The 17,974-nt window shown below is 46.3% G+C and carries 15 protein-coding genes and 1 tRNA gene; 6 read left to right on the top strand and 10 right to left on the bottom strand.

What is annotated here, in order from left to right:
- Positions 1 to 28: 28 nt before the first annotated feature.
- From CWE08_RS08850 to ectA, 4 genes are all read right to left on the bottom strand, one after another.
- Positions 29 to 1,468, bottom strand: coding sequence for an aspartate kinase (locus tag CWE08_RS08850; protein WP_126767620.1), 1,440 nt, complete (start codon positions 1,466 to 1,468; stop codon positions 29 to 31).
- 66 nt (positions 1,469 to 1,534) lie between these two features.
- A complete protein-coding gene (locus CWE08_RS08845; RefSeq protein WP_126767618.1) occupies positions 1,535 to 1,933 on the bottom strand; it encodes an ectoine synthase in 399 nt (132 codons plus the stop codon).
- Positions 1,934 to 2,100: 167 nt separating this feature from the next.
- Positions 2,101 to 3,375, bottom strand: a complete 1,275-nt coding sequence (ectB, locus tag CWE08_RS08840) for a diaminobutyrate--2-oxoglutarate transaminase (protein WP_126767616.1) — start codon at positions 3,373 to 3,375, stop codon at positions 2,101 to 2,103.
- A 46-nt stretch (positions 3,376 to 3,421) separates the two neighbouring features.
- A complete protein-coding gene (ectA, locus tag CWE08_RS08835; protein ID WP_126767615.1) occupies positions 3,422 to 3,928 on the bottom strand; it encodes a diaminobutyrate acetyltransferase in 507 nt (168 codons plus the stop codon).
- Between the two features lie 195 nt (positions 3,929 to 4,123).
- Between ectA and CWE08_RS08830 the strand changes: the two genes are divergently transcribed.
- Both CWE08_RS08830 and CWE08_RS08825 read left to right on the top strand, forming a co-directional pair.
- Positions 4,124 to 5,128 carry a branched-chain amino acid aminotransferase gene (locus CWE08_RS08830; RefSeq protein ID WP_126767613.1) on the top strand — a complete coding sequence of 335 codons (1,005 nt, stop codon included), beginning with the start codon at positions 4,124 to 4,126 and terminating at the stop codon, positions 5,126 to 5,128.
- Positions 5,129 to 5,205: 77 nt separating this feature from the next.
- Positions 5,206 to 6,039 carry a DUF3047 domain-containing protein gene (locus tag CWE08_RS08825; RefSeq protein ID WP_126767612.1) on the top strand — a complete coding sequence of 278 codons (834 nt, stop codon included), beginning with the start codon at positions 5,206 to 5,208 and terminating at the stop codon, positions 6,037 to 6,039.
- Between the two features lie 170 nt (positions 6,040 to 6,209).
- Here the strand turns inward: CWE08_RS08825 and CWE08_RS08820 are convergent.
- Positions 6,210 to 6,296 (bottom strand) — tRNA-Leu (locus tag CWE08_RS08820).
- Between the two features lie 137 nt (positions 6,297 to 6,433).
- On the opposite strand from CWE08_RS08820, the gene CWE08_RS08815 reads away from it, so the two are divergent.
- Positions 6,434 to 6,973, top strand: coding sequence for an RDD family protein (locus tag CWE08_RS08815; protein ID WP_126767610.1), 540 nt, complete (start codon positions 6,434 to 6,436; stop codon positions 6,971 to 6,973).
- On the opposite strand, the gene lptG is transcribed toward CWE08_RS08815, so the two are convergent.
- Both lptG and lptF read right to left on the bottom strand, forming a co-directional pair.
- The gene (gene lptG / locus CWE08_RS08810; protein ID WP_126767609.1) at positions 6,974 to 8,041 is read right to left on the bottom strand and encodes an LPS export ABC transporter permease LptG; all 1,068 of its coding nucleotides are present in this window, start codon (positions 8,039 to 8,041) and stop codon (positions 6,974 to 6,976) included.
- Entirely contained in the window at positions 8,041 to 9,153 is a 1,113-nt protein-coding gene (gene lptF / locus CWE08_RS08805; protein WP_126767607.1) for an LPS export ABC transporter permease LptF, read from the bottom strand. The genes lptG and lptF overlap by 1 nt, the downstream gene beginning before the upstream one ends.
- Positions 9,154 to 9,400: 247 nt before the next feature.
- Here lptF and pepA point away from each other — a divergent pair, with 247 nt between their 5' ends.
- From pepA to CWE08_RS08790, 3 genes are read left to right on the top strand one after another with little or no spacing between them, the layout of a single operon-like run.
- Positions 9,401 to 10,906 (top strand): leucyl aminopeptidase, encoded by a 1,506-nt coding sequence (gene pepA / locus CWE08_RS08800; RefSeq protein WP_126767603.1) that lies wholly within the window; start codon positions 9,401 to 9,403, stop codon positions 10,904 to 10,906.
- Positions 10,907 to 10,909: 3 nt separating this feature from the next.
- The gene (locus CWE08_RS08795; protein WP_126767601.1) at positions 10,910 to 11,350 is read left to right on the top strand and encodes a DNA polymerase III subunit chi; all 441 of its coding nucleotides are present in this window, start codon (positions 10,910 to 10,912) and stop codon (positions 11,348 to 11,350) included.
- Between the two features lie 12 nt (positions 11,351 to 11,362).
- Positions 11,363 to 14,233 carry a valine--tRNA ligase gene (locus CWE08_RS08790; protein WP_126767600.1) on the top strand — a complete coding sequence of 957 codons (2,871 nt, stop codon included), beginning with the start codon at positions 11,363 to 11,365 and terminating at the stop codon, positions 14,231 to 14,233.
- 100 nt (positions 14,234 to 14,333) lie between these two features.
- On the opposite strand, the gene rraB is transcribed toward CWE08_RS08790, so the two are convergent.
- From rraB to parC, 3 genes are all read right to left on the bottom strand, one after another.
- On the bottom strand, positions 14,334 to 14,756 hold the full coding sequence (rraB, locus tag CWE08_RS08785; RefSeq protein ID WP_126767598.1) for a ribonuclease E inhibitor RraB: 423 nt from the start codon (positions 14,754 to 14,756) through the stop codon (positions 14,334 to 14,336).
- A 68-nt stretch (positions 14,757 to 14,824) separates the two neighbouring features.
- The gene (locus tag CWE08_RS08780; protein WP_126767597.1) at positions 14,825 to 15,550 is read right to left on the bottom strand and encodes a 1-acylglycerol-3-phosphate O-acyltransferase; all 726 of its coding nucleotides are present in this window, start codon (positions 15,548 to 15,550) and stop codon (positions 14,825 to 14,827) included.
- 121 nt (positions 15,551 to 15,671) lie between these two features.
- Complete coding sequence (gene parC / locus CWE08_RS08775) at positions 15,672 to 17,969, bottom strand: DNA topoisomerase IV subunit A (RefSeq protein WP_126767595.1); 2,298 nt, start codon at positions 17,967 to 17,969, stop codon at positions 15,672 to 15,674.
- Positions 17,970 to 17,974: the final 5 nt, after the last annotated feature.

Below are 17,974 nucleotides of genomic sequence, written 5' to 3'. Positions count from 1 at the left end.
AATAATCAACTTTATAAACTGAAAAACGCTAAGCGAGTTCAGCCGCTCGCTTAGCGTTATCGTTGACGCCAAAGAACCGTTGATGCAATGCGCAAAGAGCCGGTTCATAGTCCTCGTCATTCACCACTACACGAATATCTACTTGCCGCATCCCTTGTTGCATGGCTAATATTATAATTTCGCTATCGGCCAGTGAGTTGCTCACATCCGCTAGAATACCCGGTACATTCATATCACTACCAATAACCGAAATAATAGCCACCTTGCGGCTCGTAATATCTGCCTCGGGGTAGTGCTTCTTCAGATATTTCTTGAGCCGGTTCACGGCATCTAAACCACTTGGAATGTACAATGTAACCGTGTTGGCATTGTGCTCTCGGGCTAATAAAGGTACATCACAATCAGCTACCAACTGTTGAATATTTAGAAAGTGAGTTTGTTCACCGGCCATATCTTGATCGAAAATATCGAGCGCAAATATTCGACGCTTACCCGCCACAATTTCTACACAAGGGCTCTCACTCTTGTAATCATTGGTAATAAGCGTGCCATCATGATCAGGTTGAAAGGTATTCTTTACCCGCAGCGGAATATCTTTCTGCCTCAACCCTCGTGCCGATTTCGGATGAATCGCTTCCATACCAATCAGCGATAATTGATCAGCCACATCATAGTTGGTGCGCCCTATGGGCTGCACTGCTTCCGCACCAACTACTTTAGGATCCGCAGAGGATAGGTGGTATTCCTTGTGAATCACCGCTTCTCTCGCACCAGTAAGCTCAGCAATTTTACTAAAAGTAATTTCACTATAGCCACGGCCGAAAGTACTCAACAAAGCCTCTTTACACTGGGCATAGCCGGTGACGATAAGCATTTCCTTACTGAAATCATACTTTCCTAAAACCGTTTCGATTTTCTCGTTGAGTGACATATTTTCAGCTTCACGCCAACCGGTGAGATCGACAAAGCGAGCATTTACACCCTCGGCTTGTAGAAGCAGTACTGTATTAAAGGCACTGTTTGCCTCGCCTAAGCCAGCTAACATCTCTCGAACTGTTGAGAGATACTCATCAATCTGAAAATGGCCATAGGAACAAACACGCTGCAAATCTAACAAGCAAGTACGAATCCCTTCCACTCGCTCCGTCACTAGCTGATCAGCTTGCTTGCGTAAATGTTCTTGCTCGAACAACTTCTCATTATGTTCATGCATGGCACGTGCTACATCACTTAATCTTTCATTCCATTCCCAATCCGAGTCATCATTCGCAAATAGCGCGTACACCCCGGGCTTATTCGTGCTTTGATTCTCTAATAGCAAGTTGGTCATGCCTGAGTATGCAGAAACTACAAACACTCGGTTATAGAGCTCATCATGCGAACGCTGCACACCAATAATATTATCGCGCACAGCGGCATAATCGCTCATCGATGTACCACCTATCTTTTCTACTGTATGGGCTTGCATACCGTATCCTCCAATTCTGTGTTGAAACTACAGAGTGATGGTTAGGTCAGCGTTCGTCAGCTCCCGTTAATCGTTTACCGCCTCAGCTTCTAAGGGGTAAGCACCGTCTGGCCCGTGAGTTTCTTTGCCGTTTAAAGGTGGATTAAAAACACACGCCATTTGCAACTCTGATTTTGCTTTTAATATGTGATCATCATTATTGTTGAGCATATATACCGTGCCGGGGTGAATAGGATGTTCAATACCCGTAGCTTTATCGAGAATAGAGCCCTCACCAGAAATGCAGTAAACTGTTTCTAGATGATTCTTATAGTGAATTGGCGTTTCCGTATTCGCATAAATAGTAGTGATATGAAAAGAGTAGCCCATGTTGTCGTCTTTTAACGACATCCGCACACTGTTCCATGTTTCGCCATCTACTTTGCGATTCGAATTACGGCATTCTTCAAGTGTTCTTACAATCATTTATTTTTCTCCTCAATTCCTCTTTGCAAATCCTCTATCTAATTCTTTCTCGCAGGGAATTCATAAAGCCTTAGGGTAATCAGAATTTCCCAACTAAAGGTACCAAAAAAGGAAGCTAATTTATAAAATCAATTCGTCACTTAGAGTGCTTTAACTCGCCTATTAACTCAGCTCGCTTGTGCGTTCGCCTCTGGCAACACTTTCGCGAAGGCTTTTTCTAAAATATCTAAACCTTCTTTTAAATCCGCCATCGGTATCGTGAGTGGACACAAGCACTTTACAACCTGCCCCCAAGAGCCACTGGTTTCTACCGCTAAACCATTACTAAAGGCTTCTTTGCAAATTTGCCCAGCAATTTCGCCGCTCTCAACTTCAATACCGCGCATCATGCCACGGCCCTTAACTTTCAGTTCACCAGAAAAGCGCTTTGCCATATCGTTAAAGCGTTGGCCAATGAATTCACCTTTTTGTTTTACATCCCGCATTAATTCATCATCTTGCCAGTACTTTTCTAAAGCTACACGGGCGGTAATGAAGGCCAAATTATTACCACGGAAAGTGCCGTTGTGTTCAGCCGGCTGCCAATCATCTAAATCCGGACGCAGCAAGGTAATAGCGAACGGCAAGCCATAACCACTCAGAGATTTCGATAAGGTAACAATGTCAGGTTTGATTCCGGCCGGTTCGAAACTAAAGAAACTACCCGTGCGGCCGCAACCGGCTTGAATATCATCGATAATTAACAACATATCGTGCTTGCGGCACAACGCCTCTAATTCTTTTAACCACTCTATCCGTGCCGCATTCAGGCCACCTTCACCTTGCACTGTTTCTGCAATTACGCCAGCCGGCACTTCCACGCCACTGCCTGGGTCACTCAACATTTGATCCAGCAGCTTCAAACCCATGAAATCTTCACTTTGATCACCGTAATCATCGTAAGGAATGCGCGTAACATCGCCTAGCGACACCACCGCGCCTGCCCGCTGGCCTTTATTACCCGTTACCGCTTGTGAGCCTAAGGTGCAGCCATGATACCCATTGGTGAAGGATACAATACCGGTGCGGCCTTTGTGTTTACGGGCTATTTTTAAAGCCACTTCTACTGCGTTGGTACCTGTAGGCCCGGTAAATTGCACCTTATAGTCGAGGTCTCTCGGTTTTAAAATGATTTCGTTTAAAGCATTGAGAAAACCTTCTTTGGCCTCGGTATACATATCTAAACCGTGAGTTATTCCATCGCTTTCAATGTAATCAATAAGAGGTTGCTTAAAATGATCATTGTTGTGGCCATAATTGAGCGTTCCGGCGCCCGCCAGAAAATCAATGTAAGAGTTGCCATCTCGGCTATGTAAACGCGCATTTTTTGCGCTGGTAAATACAGTTGGAAATGAGCGTGAATATGAACGAACTTCCGATTCTAGCTCTTCAAAAATATTCATCTGATACTCCATAAAATAAGTAGCATAAAAATAGATATTAAAAAGATTAGAGAGCGATTGGCCCAATACGATAGAGCTCTTCGCTGTTATGTTGGCCACCAAAATGCTTTTGCTTGTCAAACAGAACAGAAGTATTCACCTCTGCCTCCCAAGCTTGGGCCAATGATAGAAACAACCGCTGTGAAGCTTGGTTGTCGGGGGTAATTGTGGTTTCAAGCCACTTTACGTTGGCAAGGGTGGTGCGCTCAAAAATAGCTTGGATCATGCGTTTGGCTAATCCTTGCCCACGAGCTGCTTCACCCACAACAACTTGCCACAAAAAATAGGTATCGGGTTGTTCCGGTTTTATATAACCGGAAACAAAACCTACCAATCTATTTTCGTGCCATGCAGCAATCCCAGTTTTTGCAAAATGGGTAGTTTGCAAAAGATTGCAGTAAAGTGAGTTTGGATCTAAAGGAGGGTTTTCTGCAACGAGCTGGTTCACCGCAAGCCCATCTTCAGGCTTGGGTTCGCTTAGTTCTATTTTCATTACTTCCTCGTCTTCTAACATTGAAATCCGATAAGTAAATAAATGAGATACTAAATTTTGTTACCCAATAAACCTTAGGTGAAATTGCTGATAATTCAAGGCGAAAACTGAATAAAGAGAATTTTTTTAGAATTTAAAAACAATATTCGGTGTTCAGCCGTAGAGAAACTTAGTGTATGGTCGGGCATATTTTTAGTAATAGAGAAGGGACAACTAATGGCCGCATTCGGTACTCAGTTCATGCCAAACATGGTGCATACCACTTTCGCAGAGAACGCATGGAGTAAACCTAAGTTGGTGAGTAGTGATAGTGTATCACTACACCCTGGCGCTCATGTGTTGCATTATGCCAGCACATGTTTCGAGGGCTTAAAGGCGTTTAAACATGACGATGGTTCTGTCTATGTTTTTCGCATGGATAGAAACATTGCGCGCATGCAACAAAGTAGCAGCTTACTGCATTTACCCAATTTCCCCGCTGAGCTACTAGAAAAAATGATTCTATCTGGCTTGGCGGAGGTGCTCGATGATATTCCTGCTCCGCCTAGTTCAATGTATATCCGGCCCACGCATATTGGTACCGAAGCCGCGATTGGCAAAGCCGCCTCGCCCTCTAATAGCTCAATGCTTTACGTTCTTTTCTCGCAAGTGGGTGCTTACTTTTCTGGCGGTGATGTAGCACTTCGGTTGTTAATCGAAGAAGACGCCATGCGCTGTGCCGCACACATGGGTATGGTTAAAAGTGGCGGCAACTACGCCAGTGCGATGGGGCCGATTTTGCGGGCAAAAGAGCAATATCAAGCCGACCAAGTACTCTTTTGCCCACAAGGCGATGTACAAGAAACCGGCGCAGCTAACTTTATCTTAATTGATGGTAACGAAATTATTACTAAAGCACTTGATTCATCGTTTCTGCATGGCGTTACCCGTGATTCCATTCTTACCATAGCCCGTGATTTCGGTATGGATGTGCAAGAACGTACCCTGAGCGTAGAAGAGTTATTGGAACGCGCCGGAAAGCCCGGTTGCGAAGCGGCATTATCCGGCACAGCAGCAGTTCTAGCACCAGTAGGTACACTTATCCATGAAGGTAAAGAACATCACATTGGTAATGGTGAGCCTGGGCCAACAACATTGAAACTTCGAAAAACATTAAACGAAATTCAATGGGGTAAACGCGAAGATCGTCACGGCTGGTTACGAAAAGTGAATAAGACATAAGCTTAGAGGCTGTACCTTTGGTGTGTATCATTGGGCGCGTTGCATTTTCGAATCGACAAGTAATAAAGGAGCAATATATGCGTAACGCTTATTCCTTTCGTAGGCTGCCGCTCGCCCATTGTTTCACCCCCCTGAAAATGGGTTTACTCCCCATTAGCCTTCTCGGCGTTAGTCTATTCTTTCTTGGTCTTGGCCTTACGAATACAGCCTCGGCAACTATGATTAATCCGAGCGCCGGCCCAAGCACCGAACCGAGCGCCGATCCTAGCACCGGCCCAAACGCCGCCCCAAGCACCGAACCGAGCACCGGCCCAGGCACCGATTGGAAAGCCGAAAACATGATTGATTGGGAAGCCCATTCATTTGTAGGCTCTACCGATTATCAGCTTGTTGCAGCAACTGAGAACAGTGAAGAATCAAAATCATACATTCTCGCAAGCTGTGAGGATGGCCAAGCCTCCGGAATGTTTTATCGCGAAGAAATTGATCTCACTAAAACACCCATGCTGAGCTGGGAATGGCGAGTAAACGAATTCCCACAAGTAGGTAACGAGCGCGAAAAAAGTGGTGATGATTTTGCTGCGCGGATCTATGTAGTGCGCGAACACTCAATCTTGCGTTGGCGAACTCGCGCGTTGAACTATGTTTGGAGCCAACAAAGCGAAATCGGTACAAACTGGTCGAATCCATTTGCGACACAAGCGCACATGATAGCCATGGGTTACGGCGAAGCGGGCAGTAATCAATGGCAAACTGAAACTCGCGATCTGCAAGCCGACTTCGAGAGTTTTCATGGCCAAGCGCCAGATATGATTAATGCCATCGCCATCATGACAGATTGCGATAATAGCAATTCATCGGCATCGGCCTCGTATCGTCGAATCCGGTTACACGCCCGTGAGGAAAATTAATTAAGCGCTGAAGCCCGTGAAGCTGGCGTTAACAGGTTTTCTGAGTTAAACAGGTTCTCTAAGTTAAACAGGTTACCTAAGTTAAACAGGTTTTTCGAAGTTGACTTGCAGGGGAAGCTGGGATTAACAGATTTTTCTGATTTAACTTGCACAGATAGTATAACTTTAAGTGGTGCCCGGGGCCGGACTCGAACCGGCACACCATTTCTGGCGGCGGATTTTGAATCCGCTGCGTCTACCAATTTCGCCACCCGGGCATATCTTAGGAGGCTGTATCTGAATTAATCAGACGCAGCGCATTATACCCGTGCCGGCGCTTCTTGCAAGCATGTATGATAAAAAAGAATACTTCATGATATGATCTTGCTACCGTTCGAACAGGATTTATACAAAAATGGCTAAAAACCCCTCCTCGGCTACGCCAGTAAGCCCAAAAGACACTGATGAAAATGTGGAATATGTCCCGGTATCGCGAGCTGGCCTCGGCCGCAGAGTGCTAGCCATTGTTTACGATTCGCTGGTTGTTGCCGCTGTAATCATGTTTGCCTTTGCCATGCTCTTGGCTTTGCTCGGGTTACTCACGAAAACCGGCGTTGTTACCCTTGCCGAAGGAGAAGACCACGCGGCGCTGTTGCAAGGCAACCCGATTACTACTATCTATTTGATTGCCGTTCTCTTGTGGTTTTATGTGGGTTTTTGGGTGCGTGGCGGGCAAACTTTAGGCATGCGAACTTGGCGCTTGCGGGTCCGCAACACAGATAATTCGCGCATTACAAAAAAACAGGCATTGATTCGCGCGCTCACTGCTCTATTTGGGTTTGGTAATCTTTGGGTGCTGTTTGGTAAAGAAAAATTAGCCTTGCAAGACCGTTTGGCCAAGTGCGAGGTTGTCGTACTTAGCAAAGAAGCGAATCAATTTATCAATTGGAAATAATTAGATTCGGTCGCGACTCAAAATATACAAGGCCACGGAGGCAAATAACATCCCCGGCAATAAAGCACCTAGCAAAGGTGGTAAATTATAAACTTGGGATACTGGGGCAAAGATTTCATTAAACACATGGAAAGTAAACCCAGTAATAACACCCAGTAATACCCTAGCGCCCATGGTGGTTGAACGTAATGGCCCAAATACAAAAGATAAGGCTACTAACAACATTACCGCTACCGTAAAGGGCACTACCACTTTGCGCCAAAATGCGAGTTCATACCGGCTAGCATCTTGCCGATTCGATTTTAAGTAATTCACATAATCATTCAAACCACTAATGGATAGTGATTCTGGCCGCACCGTTACCGCGCCTAATTTATCGGGCGTGAGTGTGGAACGCCACGACCAGCTCGCCAGTTGATAATTCACTACACGCTCGGCGCTAACCTCGGTATATTGGGCATCATTCACAAACCAATCAGGCCCCACATAGGTGGCTCGCCCACCATGCACAACTTTCTCAAGTTCGCGGTCATTGAACTCATAAATGGTTACATTTTCTAGCGTTCCAGTATCTAAAACTTCACCAATGTGAATAAATCGCTCACCATCTTTTGCCCAAATACCCTGTTCCCCCGAGATTAAACTACCGCCAGATACGGCCTGCGCACGCAATTGGCGCGCATTCGCTTCGGTAGTTGGAGCAACCCACTCACCTATGGCTAAAACAGCAAACATCATAATCACTGCCGATTTCATAACCGACCCTATAATGTTTAATCGCGATAGCCCTGCCCCCATCATAACCGTTAATTCGCTGCTACTTGCCAACAGGCCCATACCGATTAAGCCGCCTAATAGAGCAGCCATTGGAAAAAACACTTCCACATCACGAGGAATACTCAAGAGCACAAAAACGAGTACATCCGACATTTCGTAAGTGCCGCGGCCAATAGCGCGTATTTGCTCTACAAATCGAATTAAACTACTCAAGCCTGTGAGTACCAAAAGGCTCATGAGAGAAGTAAATAAAACGGTTTTGCCGATATACTTATCAAGAATACTAAACATTATCTGCGCCCCTTAATCGCGGCACGCACTCGATATCCAGAAGGGCGTTCTTTGAGCAACAAGGAAATCCCAATAATCCCCAAGCTAATGTGAATCCACCACAAGCCGAGTTCTATGGGTAAAGAGCCATCGGCTAAAGCGCGTTTAGTGGCCATTAACACCATAAAGTATCCTAGATAAATGAGGAGTGCTGGCCCCATTCGGGCGAATTTACCTTGCCGTGGGTTCACTCGGCTCAAGGGCACAGCAATTAAAATAAGTAATGGCATCGCCAATGGAATTGCGATACGCCACTGCAACTCGGCTGCGGCCGCGGGGCTGGAATCACCTAATAGCTCGCGAGTAGGAATGGCCTCCTCGCGCTGGCCTGTGCTAGCCACTTCCTGCTCTCGAATTTGAATTTGGTATTGATCGAATTCCATTACTTGGTGATCAAGGTTCACCAGTGATTGCGAATAACGCCTTCCTTCATCAAGCACCATTTGCTGAGCGCCGTTCGCTAGCGTTTCCACCCGCCCCCTTGCAGCCATAACCACACTAGCACGCACATCCTCCGCGGCAGTTTCCCCACGTGCGGGCAACTGCGCTACGAATACTTCAGATAATTCGCCGTTTTCAGATTGGCTTTCAATGAAAATTACCGCACGCTGCTGTGCCGCTTGCTGAAAACGGCCCGCTTGTAGAACGGAAACACCAGCTTCGGCTCGCAATCTATCTGCAATTGATTGCTCTTGGGCAAGTGCCCAAGGGCTCAGCCACAAAGTGAGCAAAGCGGTAACCAGCGCTAACACACCAGCAAAAACTAGAGAAACACGAGTGATATACCACTCACTTACGCCACAGGCATGAAATACCGCCATTTCATGATCGGCATATAGCCGGCCTTGGGCCATCAAAACACCAAGGAAAAGGCTTATAGGAAGCAGCAATGAAGCCAAACTTGGCAACTGTAACCCTAAAACTAACATAATCAGTTGAGCAGGGATTTGCCCTTCCGATGCTTCCGTGAGAATCTGAACGAATTGTTGGCTTACAAAAATGGTTAGCAAAACCACAAAAATAGCCATTTGTGCTTTGAATGTTTCACGAATGATGTAACGAAATATGAGCACAGGCCCAACCCTTAACTTCGCTTTTTACTGGAAATCACTGAAGATTTCAGTAAACTTTGTGTTTTAACAACTTTAATCTGCGATTCTAAGGCCATATTATCGAATTTGCTTCTTTTTTTCGGAACAAATTTCGATATTTGCTAGCGAGCACAAAACTGTGAGTAAAAACCTGAGTTTTGGCTCTGTGCCTTAGATTAACGCTCATAATGCCATGATCGGCATCAATAAACCAGAAACGGGAGTACCTATGGAATTCAGCGTAAAAAGCGGTAGCCCAGAAAAACAGCGTTCTGCATGCATTGTAGTAGGTGTTTTTGAGCCGCGCCGTTTATCTCCTGCGGCCGAGCAAATTGATAAAATCAGTGATGGCTACCTCAGCAATATTCTGCGCCGGGGCGATATCGAAGGAAAGCCGGGGCAAGTATTGCTGTTGCATAACGTGCCCAATCTTTTAAGTGAACGCATACTCCTAGTTGGTTGTGGTAAAGAACGTGAGCTCGATGAGCGCCAATATCGGCAAATTATCAGTAAAACAATCGCAACTCTAAATGAAACAGGTGCCATGGAAGCCGTATGCTTTTTGAGTGAATTGCACGTGAAAGGCCGGGATACCTATTGGAAAGTGCGCCACGCTATTGAAGCCGCACAAAGCAGCCTATATGTGTTCGATCAGCTCAAAACACATCGCGAAGAGCCTCGCCGGCCTCTACGTAAACTGATTTTTAACGTGCCATCGCGGCGTGAGCTGCCTGTGGGCGAACGTGCAGTGAGCCATGGCTTAGCTGTTGCTAAAGGGGTAAAACTTTGCCGCGATGCAGCTAACATGCCACCGAACATTTGCACGCCGATTTGGCTAGCAGAACAAGCTGAAGCAGTAGCAGAGAACTATAGCAACTTAAATGTTGAGCGTGTTACCGAAACCGATATGGCCGAGTTGGGTATGAATGCTTACCTCGCTGTGAGCCGTGGTTCCGATAACCCAGCGGTAATGACGTTAATGCGATATCAAGGTGCCAACGATGACCGCGCCCCTATTGTACTCGTGGGCAAGGGCTTAACCTTTGACTCCGGTGGTATATCCATCAAGCCTTCGGAAGCTATGGATGAAATGAAATACGATATGGGCGGTGCCGCAGGTGTGCTCGGTACGATGCAAGCGTTGGCTGAATTGCAGTTGCCTATCAACGTGATTGGCGTTTTGGCAGGCTGTGAAAATATGCCTGATGGCCGAGCTTATCGGCCAGGCGATATCATTAAAACGATGTCGGGCCAAACTGTAGAGGTATTGAATACCGATGCCGAAGGTCGTTTAGTTCTCTGTGATGCCCTTACCTATGTAGAACGCTTTAATCCAGAAACCGTTGTGGACATCGCTACTTTAACGGGCGCTTGTGTAATCGCGTTAGGAGCCCATGCTACCGGCATGATGAGTAACCACAATCCGCTTGCTCATGAATTGCTCGGCGTTTCCAAACAAAGCGGTGATAGAGCATGGCAACTGCCGTTGTGGGATGAGTACCAAGATATGCTCGATAGCCCGTTCGCAGACATGACAAACTTAGGTGGCCGGCCTGCTGGAACTATTACCGCCGCGTGTTTCTTATCCCGCTTCACTAAGAAATACCATTGGGCGCATCTGGATATCGCTGGAACTGCTTGGAAAGGCGGCAAAGATAAGGGCGCCACAGGGCGGCCTGTGCCTATGCTAACTCAGTTCTTATTAGCGCGCTCCGGCGCTGCTCAGAGCGAGTAAATAGTGGCTAGGGTAACCTTTTACGTTGTTAGTAATGCGGCTCCTGCCGCTTTGCTAACAGCGGCATGCCAGTTAATTGCGCAGCAATTTAATCAGCGCCGCCGCATTGTGGTTTTCAATCAAGATCAAACTCAGGCTGAAGCCATTGATGAATTACTTTGGCAAATTCCAGCGGAACGTTTCATTCCGCACAACTTGATAGGTGAAGGCCCCTTAGCTGGCACACCCGTGCTATTAGGTTGGGATCAACCAGCAGCTGAATTGAGCAAACAACGAAATGTGGTGTTTAATTTGCGCCAACAAGTGCCCGAATTAACTCGCCAAATTCAAGAAATTATTGATTTCGTTCCGGCCGATGAAAACGGCAAGGAGCTTGCGCGTGAGCGCTATCGTCATTATCGGCAGTTAGGTATGCAACTGGCTACTCTACCTGCTCCGGAATAATTGAAGGATACCATGGATAAAACCTACTCCCCACAGAATATCGAGCAACGCCTGTACGAAAACTGGGAACAGGCAGGCTACTTCCGGCCTTCAGGGCAAGGCGAATCCTATTGCATTATGATTCCTCCGCCAAATGTTACCGGTAGCTTGCACATGGGGCATGCTTTTCAACATACGTTAATGGATACCCTTACCCGCTACAAACGGATGGATGGGTACAATACACTATGGCAAGTGGGATCCGACCACGCGGGTATCGCCACGCAAATGGTAGTGGAGCGTAAATTAGCCGCTGAAAATATCGATCGCCATAGCCTTGGCCGTGAAGCGTTTATTGATAAAGTTTGGGATTGGAAAGCGGAATCAGGTGGCACCATTACCCGGCAAATGCGGCGTTTAGGCGATTCAGTAGATTGGGATCGTGAGCGTTTCACTATGGATGAAGGTTTATCGAAGGCTGTGCAGGAAGTGTTTGTTCGCCTTCATGAGGATAACCTTATTTACCGCGGTAAGCGTTTGGTAAACTGGGATCCGAAATTAAAAACAGCGATTTCTGATTTAGAAGTTGAGAACAAAGATACCAAAGGCAAGCTTTGGCATTTGCGATACCCACTAGCCGATGGTGTGAAAACCGCTGATGGTAAAGATCATCTGATTGTAGCAACAACCCGGCCAGAAACCATGCTCGGTGATGCCTGTGTTGCCGTACATCCAGAAGATGATCGTTACCAAGCATTGGTGGGTAAGTTTATTGAATTGCCATTAACCGGCCGCCGCATTCCTATTATCGCGGACGATTATGTAGATCAAGAGTTCGGTTCAGGCTGCGTTAAAATAACGCCTGCTCATGATTTTAATGATTATGAAATTGGTAAACGCCATAACCTGCCTTTAATTAATATCTTAAGCGATTCAGCACATTTACTTGCAGAAGCTGAAGTATTCAATATTAAAGGCCTGCCCCGTGATGATGTAGATACCCAGTTACCTACGGAATTTGCAGGTCTTGAACGTTTCGCCGCGCGCAAAGCCGTTGTTGCTGCCATGGATGCCCTCGGGCTCCTCGAGAAAGTTGCTGAGCACGATAACAAAGTGCCTTACGGTGACCGCTCAGGAGTTGTAATCGAACCATTCCTTACCGATCAATGGTATGTTCGTGTTGCGCCACTTGCCGAAACCGCAACAAAAGCCGTAGAAAACGGTGAAATCGAGTTTGTACCCAAGCAATATGAAAACATGTATTTTAGCTGGATGCGGGATATTCAAGATTGGTGTATTTCACGCCAACTTTGGTGGGGCCACCGCATTCCTGCTTGGTACGATGCCGATGGCAATGTATATGTGGGCCGCAGTGAAACTGAGGTTCGTGAAAAACATGGATTGGGCGATCGCGTATTAGAGCAAGATAACGATGTTTTAGATACCTGGTTTTCTTCAGCGTTATGGACCTTCTCAACCTTAGGTTGGCCGGAAGATACCGAAGCTCTCAAAACCTTTCACCCTACCAATGTATTAGTTACCGGTTTCGATATTATCTTCTTTTGGGTAGCTCGCATGATCATGATGACCATGCATTTCCTAAAAGATGAAAATGGCAAACCGCAAGTGCCATTCAAAACTGTTTATGTTACTGGCCTCATTCGCGATGAACAGGGCGATAAAATGTCGAAATCAAAGGGGAATGTAATCGATCCTTTGGACATGATAGATGGTATCAGCCTTGATTCTTTGCTTGAGAAGCGAACAAGTAACTTGATGCAAGAAAAGCTTGCAACGCAAATTGCCAAGCGTACAAAAAAAGAGTTTCCGGAAGGGATAACCGCACACGGCACCGACGCTCTGCGCTTTACGTTAGCAGCTTTGGCATCTACCGGGCGCGATATCAATTGGGATATGAAACGCCTGGAAGGTTATCGTAACTTCTGTAATAAGCTTTGGAATGCTAGCCGTTACGTGTTGATGAACACAGAAGAGCAAGATTGTGGGTTACAGGGTGGCGATATGCAACTCTCATTGGCGGATCAATGGATTATTGAACGCTTCAACGATACAACTAAACAATTCCGCCAGGCCTTGGATACCTATCGATTCGATCAAGCCGCAGCAATTGCTTACGAGTTTACTTGGAATCAATTCTGCGATTGGTATTTGGAGCTTACCAAGCCTGTATTGTTAAATGGCACTGATGCTCAGCAACGGGCTACGCGACACACGCTAGTGGCGGTTCTTGAGCAGCTGTTGCGTTTGCTGCACCCTCTATTGCCATTTATCACCGAAGAGATTTGGCAACGAGTTGCGCCTTTAGCGGGAACTGAAGTAGCCGGAACTCAAGTCGCCGGAACTCAGGGCAAAACCATCATGCTGCAGGCATACCCGCAGGTGCAACCGGTGCAATTTGCCGAAGCTCAAGCCGATATGGAGTGGCTAAAACAGGTAATTGTTGCGATACGAAATATTCGCGGTGAAATGGATTTATCACCGAGCAAAGCATTGCCGGTGCTAATTGTGAATGCTGATGCCACCGCAACTCGCCGTTTAAATGAAAACGCGAGTTTCTTAAGTGCCCTAGCCAAACTTGAATCCTTGCAATTTGTAGCCAGTGATGAGGAAACACCAGCGAGCGCTACGGCGTTGGTTGGCCGCATGGAAATTCATATCCCAATGGCCGGTTTAATTGATACCGCAGCGGAATTAGCTCGGCTCGATAAAGCCATTGAAAAAGCGGAAAAAGAGTTACTGCGCGTGGCGGGCAAACTATCGAATGAGAAGTTTGTTAGTAACGCTCCGGCAGAAGTTATTGCTAAAGAGCGTGAGAAACAAGCTGAAGCGGAAGAGTTGGTGAAACAGTTACAGCAACAACGCCAGCGTATTGCTTCGCTTTAATATTCCTGCTGGACAACTATAACGAAAAAACCGATTCTCTAAGGGAATCGGTTTTTTATTTTAACTTGCAAATAACCTGAAGAATGGTTTCGCGAAATTCTTAATCATCCAGATCAGAATCGTCGTAGTCATCCCAATCTACTTCTTCAAGCTCTTCATCATCTAGCTCACCTTCGTCGTCATCACCAAGGTAAGTGCCCCAACCATCATATTCAACGCCAGCGGCATCAGCTACCTTCGCGATTTCTTTCGTTTGAGCGGCCAATAAGGCTTTATCCAGAGCGCATTCAACAACCGCCGCGAAGTAAAAACAAGGCTTTCCATCATCTAGCTCAAATTCTTCCGCTTCGTCTACGTGATAGCCAAGCTTAACGAGCTCAACAGCAGCCTTCTCTAAGCGGCTAAAATCACTGCTCACCAAATGATGCTCAATGTCAATTTCATCTTCAGCACTTAAACCCGCTTCCAGAATGGCATCAACAGTTTCATCACTTTGTGCTAACAGGGTTTCTAAATCGTTCATGCGCATTACTCTCCTTCAGCTTTGGTACCAGCAAGTATCTCGCGAAAATGCTACTGGTGCGTGTAGAGTTAAACCGAGCTTTGGCTCGCTTCCTCGTCCAGCACCGCTATCTTCTCAAGCATTTGCTCATAAACCTTAGCAATTAACGGGCGTACATTCTCTCGGGTATAAGTATCGGTATTTACCGGCGTTGCCATTTCAATAATAATTTTACCATTATTCCAACGGTTCAGCTTTATCTTTTCATGGGTGGAGCTCATACATACCGGAACAACCGGCACTTGCGCTTGTACCGCAGTATGAAAGGCACCCGTTTTAAAAGGCAACAGCCCCCGGCCATAGCTTCGTGTTCCCTCTGGAAACATCCAAATCGATAATGCATTCTTTTTAATTGCCGATACCGCAGTACCAATAGTGCCGTGCGCCCGAGAGCTATTCTTACGGTCAATTAAAATATTTCCTGCCAACCAATATAACTGGCCAAAAAAAGGTATCCACTTCAAACTTTTTTTACCAATGGTTACCGTTCCCGGCAGCAATGAGGCGCTCATGGTAAAAATATCCCAACTATTTTGATGGTTGGCTACATAGACAAAAGGCCCGCCACTTTTAACGGTGTCAGGAACTCTTATTTCTAATTTAACCCCCAAAACTCGATGCATACTTCCGAAAACGTGAGCCGCAAGGGCCGTGTTGTTGCGATGAAAGGGGCGTAACAAGCAAAATAAAGAACCCAAAACACCGGCCACAACAACAAAAACGCCGAGGATAAAAATACGAATTACAGCTAACATCTGTTCACTCAAATTGAAAATGTGCGCATAGTATAACCTGCCAGCAAGTGATTTTCTCAAAAAAATAAGGCCTCGCTGGTAAAACCAGCAAGGCCTTTGAGCGTACAACTGTATGTAAAACTTAACTTGCGCTATCGTCGGCCACGCTACCTTGATGATTCTGTTGCTGTTCCACAGAATTATTCTCTACCAAAAGCGCATCAACCCGTTGTAAACCACGTGGTAATTTATTACCTCGGCGGCCACGCTCCCCCCGATAATGTTCAATATCAGCCGCTTTCAGCTGTAGCTTCCGTTTACCCGCTATCACCGTAAGGGAGCTGTTAGGTGGCATTACCGCCACTACTTGCACATATTCCTCGCGCAATTTGGCTCGGCTGCCCGGAATACTTAAAATCTTGTTACCTTTACCCTTGCCCAATTGCGGTAAATCTTTCACTGGGAATACCAATAATCGGCCTTCATTCGATACCGCAACCAGTAAATCTTGCTCAAAATCATTCACCCGTTGAGGTGGTAACACTTTCGCCGAACTTGGCAAACTAATCAATGCTTTACCATTTTTAACCCGGCTCTGCATATCGCTAAATTTGGTAATAAAGCCATAACCCGCATCTGAAGCCATCAGCCACAGCTGCTCTTCTTTACTCATCAATACCTGAGCAACGCTCTCACCCGATACTAAACTAAAGCGGCCAGTGAGAGGTTCTCCGTGAGTTCTGGCAGAAGGTAAGGTGTGCGCTTCGCAGCTAAAGCTACGGCCAGAACTATCAATAAATACAACCGGCTGATTACTCCGCCCCGAGGCTTGCGCTAAAAACGCATCTCCGGCCTTATAGCTTAAGCTTTCTCCCTCAACATCATGGCCTTTAGCACAGCGCACCCAGCCTTTTTGTGATAGCACCACAGTAACCGGTTCTGATGGCGTTAAATCACGATCCGAGAGTGCTCGGGCTTCTTTTCGCTCGATCAATGGCGAACGGCGATCATCCCCGTATTTTTCCGCATCGGCGATGAGCTCTTTACGCACCATTGTTTTCAAACGGCGCTCGGAATTTAACACGAGGTTTAATGCATCGCGCTCTTTGGATAATTCATCTTGCTCGCCACGCAGCTTCATTTCTTCTAGCTTCGCTAAGTGGCGTAATTTTAAATCGAGAATGGCTTCAGCTTGCACTTCGGTTAAGTTAAAACGCTTGATAAGCTCACGTTTTGGCTCATCTTCTTGGCGAATAATCTCAATAACTTCATCGAGATTTAAATAAGCGATTAACAAGCCATCAAGAATATGCAGCCGCCGCTCAACCTTATCTAGGCGATATTGCAACCGCCGTGTAACTGTTTGTAAGCGATATTGAATCCATTCTTTGAGAATACTCAATAATGGCTTCACTTGCGGGCGGCCATCTAGGCCTAGCATATTCAAATTCACCCGATAGCTTTTTTCCAGATCGGTTGTCGCGAATAAATGCGCCATCAACTGCTCAGTATCAACTCGATTTGAACGTGGCACAATTACTAAACGGGTAGGGTTTTCATGGTCCGATTCATCTCGTAAATCCGATACCATAGGCAATTTTTTCGCCTGCATTTGTGCCGCGATTTGCTCCAAGATACGATTACCCGAGGCTTGGTGCGGTAGCGCATCAATAATGATTTCGCCATCATCAATAGTATATCGAGCACGCATGCGAATACTGCCACGGCCAGTGGCGTAAATTTTTTCAATGTCTTCAGCCGGCGTAATAATTTCCGCATCAGTTGGATAATCCGGCCCCTTTACGTGCGCCAATACATCACTCAGCGTTGAACTAGGCGTTTCGAGAAGCATGGCACAGGCGTTCGTAATTTCCCGAACATTATGTGGAGGAATATCGGTGGCCATGCCTACAGCAATACCGGTTACACCATTTAGTAGAATATGTGGAAGGCGCGCTGGTAGAATTTTTGGCTCTTCCATGGTGCCATCAAAGTTAGGTATCCAATCCGAGGTGCCCTGCCCTAATTCACTGAGCAACACCTCACTAAAACGGGATAAGCGAGCCTCTGTGTAACGCATCGCCGCAAACGATTTTGGATCATCTGCAGAACCCCAGTTACCCTGGCCATCAACTAATGGATAACGATAGGAGAATGGCTGCGCCATCAATACCATGGCTTCATAACAGGCTGAATCACCGTGGGGGTGAAACTTACCTAGTACATCACCCACGGTGCGAGCTGATTTTTTATATTTCGCGAGGGCTGATAAGCCTAATTCCGACATGGCATAAATGATGCGGCGTTGCACTGGCTTTAAGCCATCGCCAATATGAGGCAGCGCCCGATCCATGATCACGTACATGGAATAATTTAAATACGCATCTTCAGTAAACTTATGCAGGGGTTGCTGCTCGATATTCTCGATAGGTACACTCATGAACT

It is taken from the genome of Aliidiomarina iranensis, assembly GCF_003987135.1.
Lineage (GTDB): Bacteria > Pseudomonadota > Gammaproteobacteria > Enterobacterales > Alteromonadaceae > Aliidiomarina > Aliidiomarina iranensis.
Note: the sequence above shows the minus strand (reverse complement) of the source record. Positions and strands in the feature narration are given on the sequence as shown.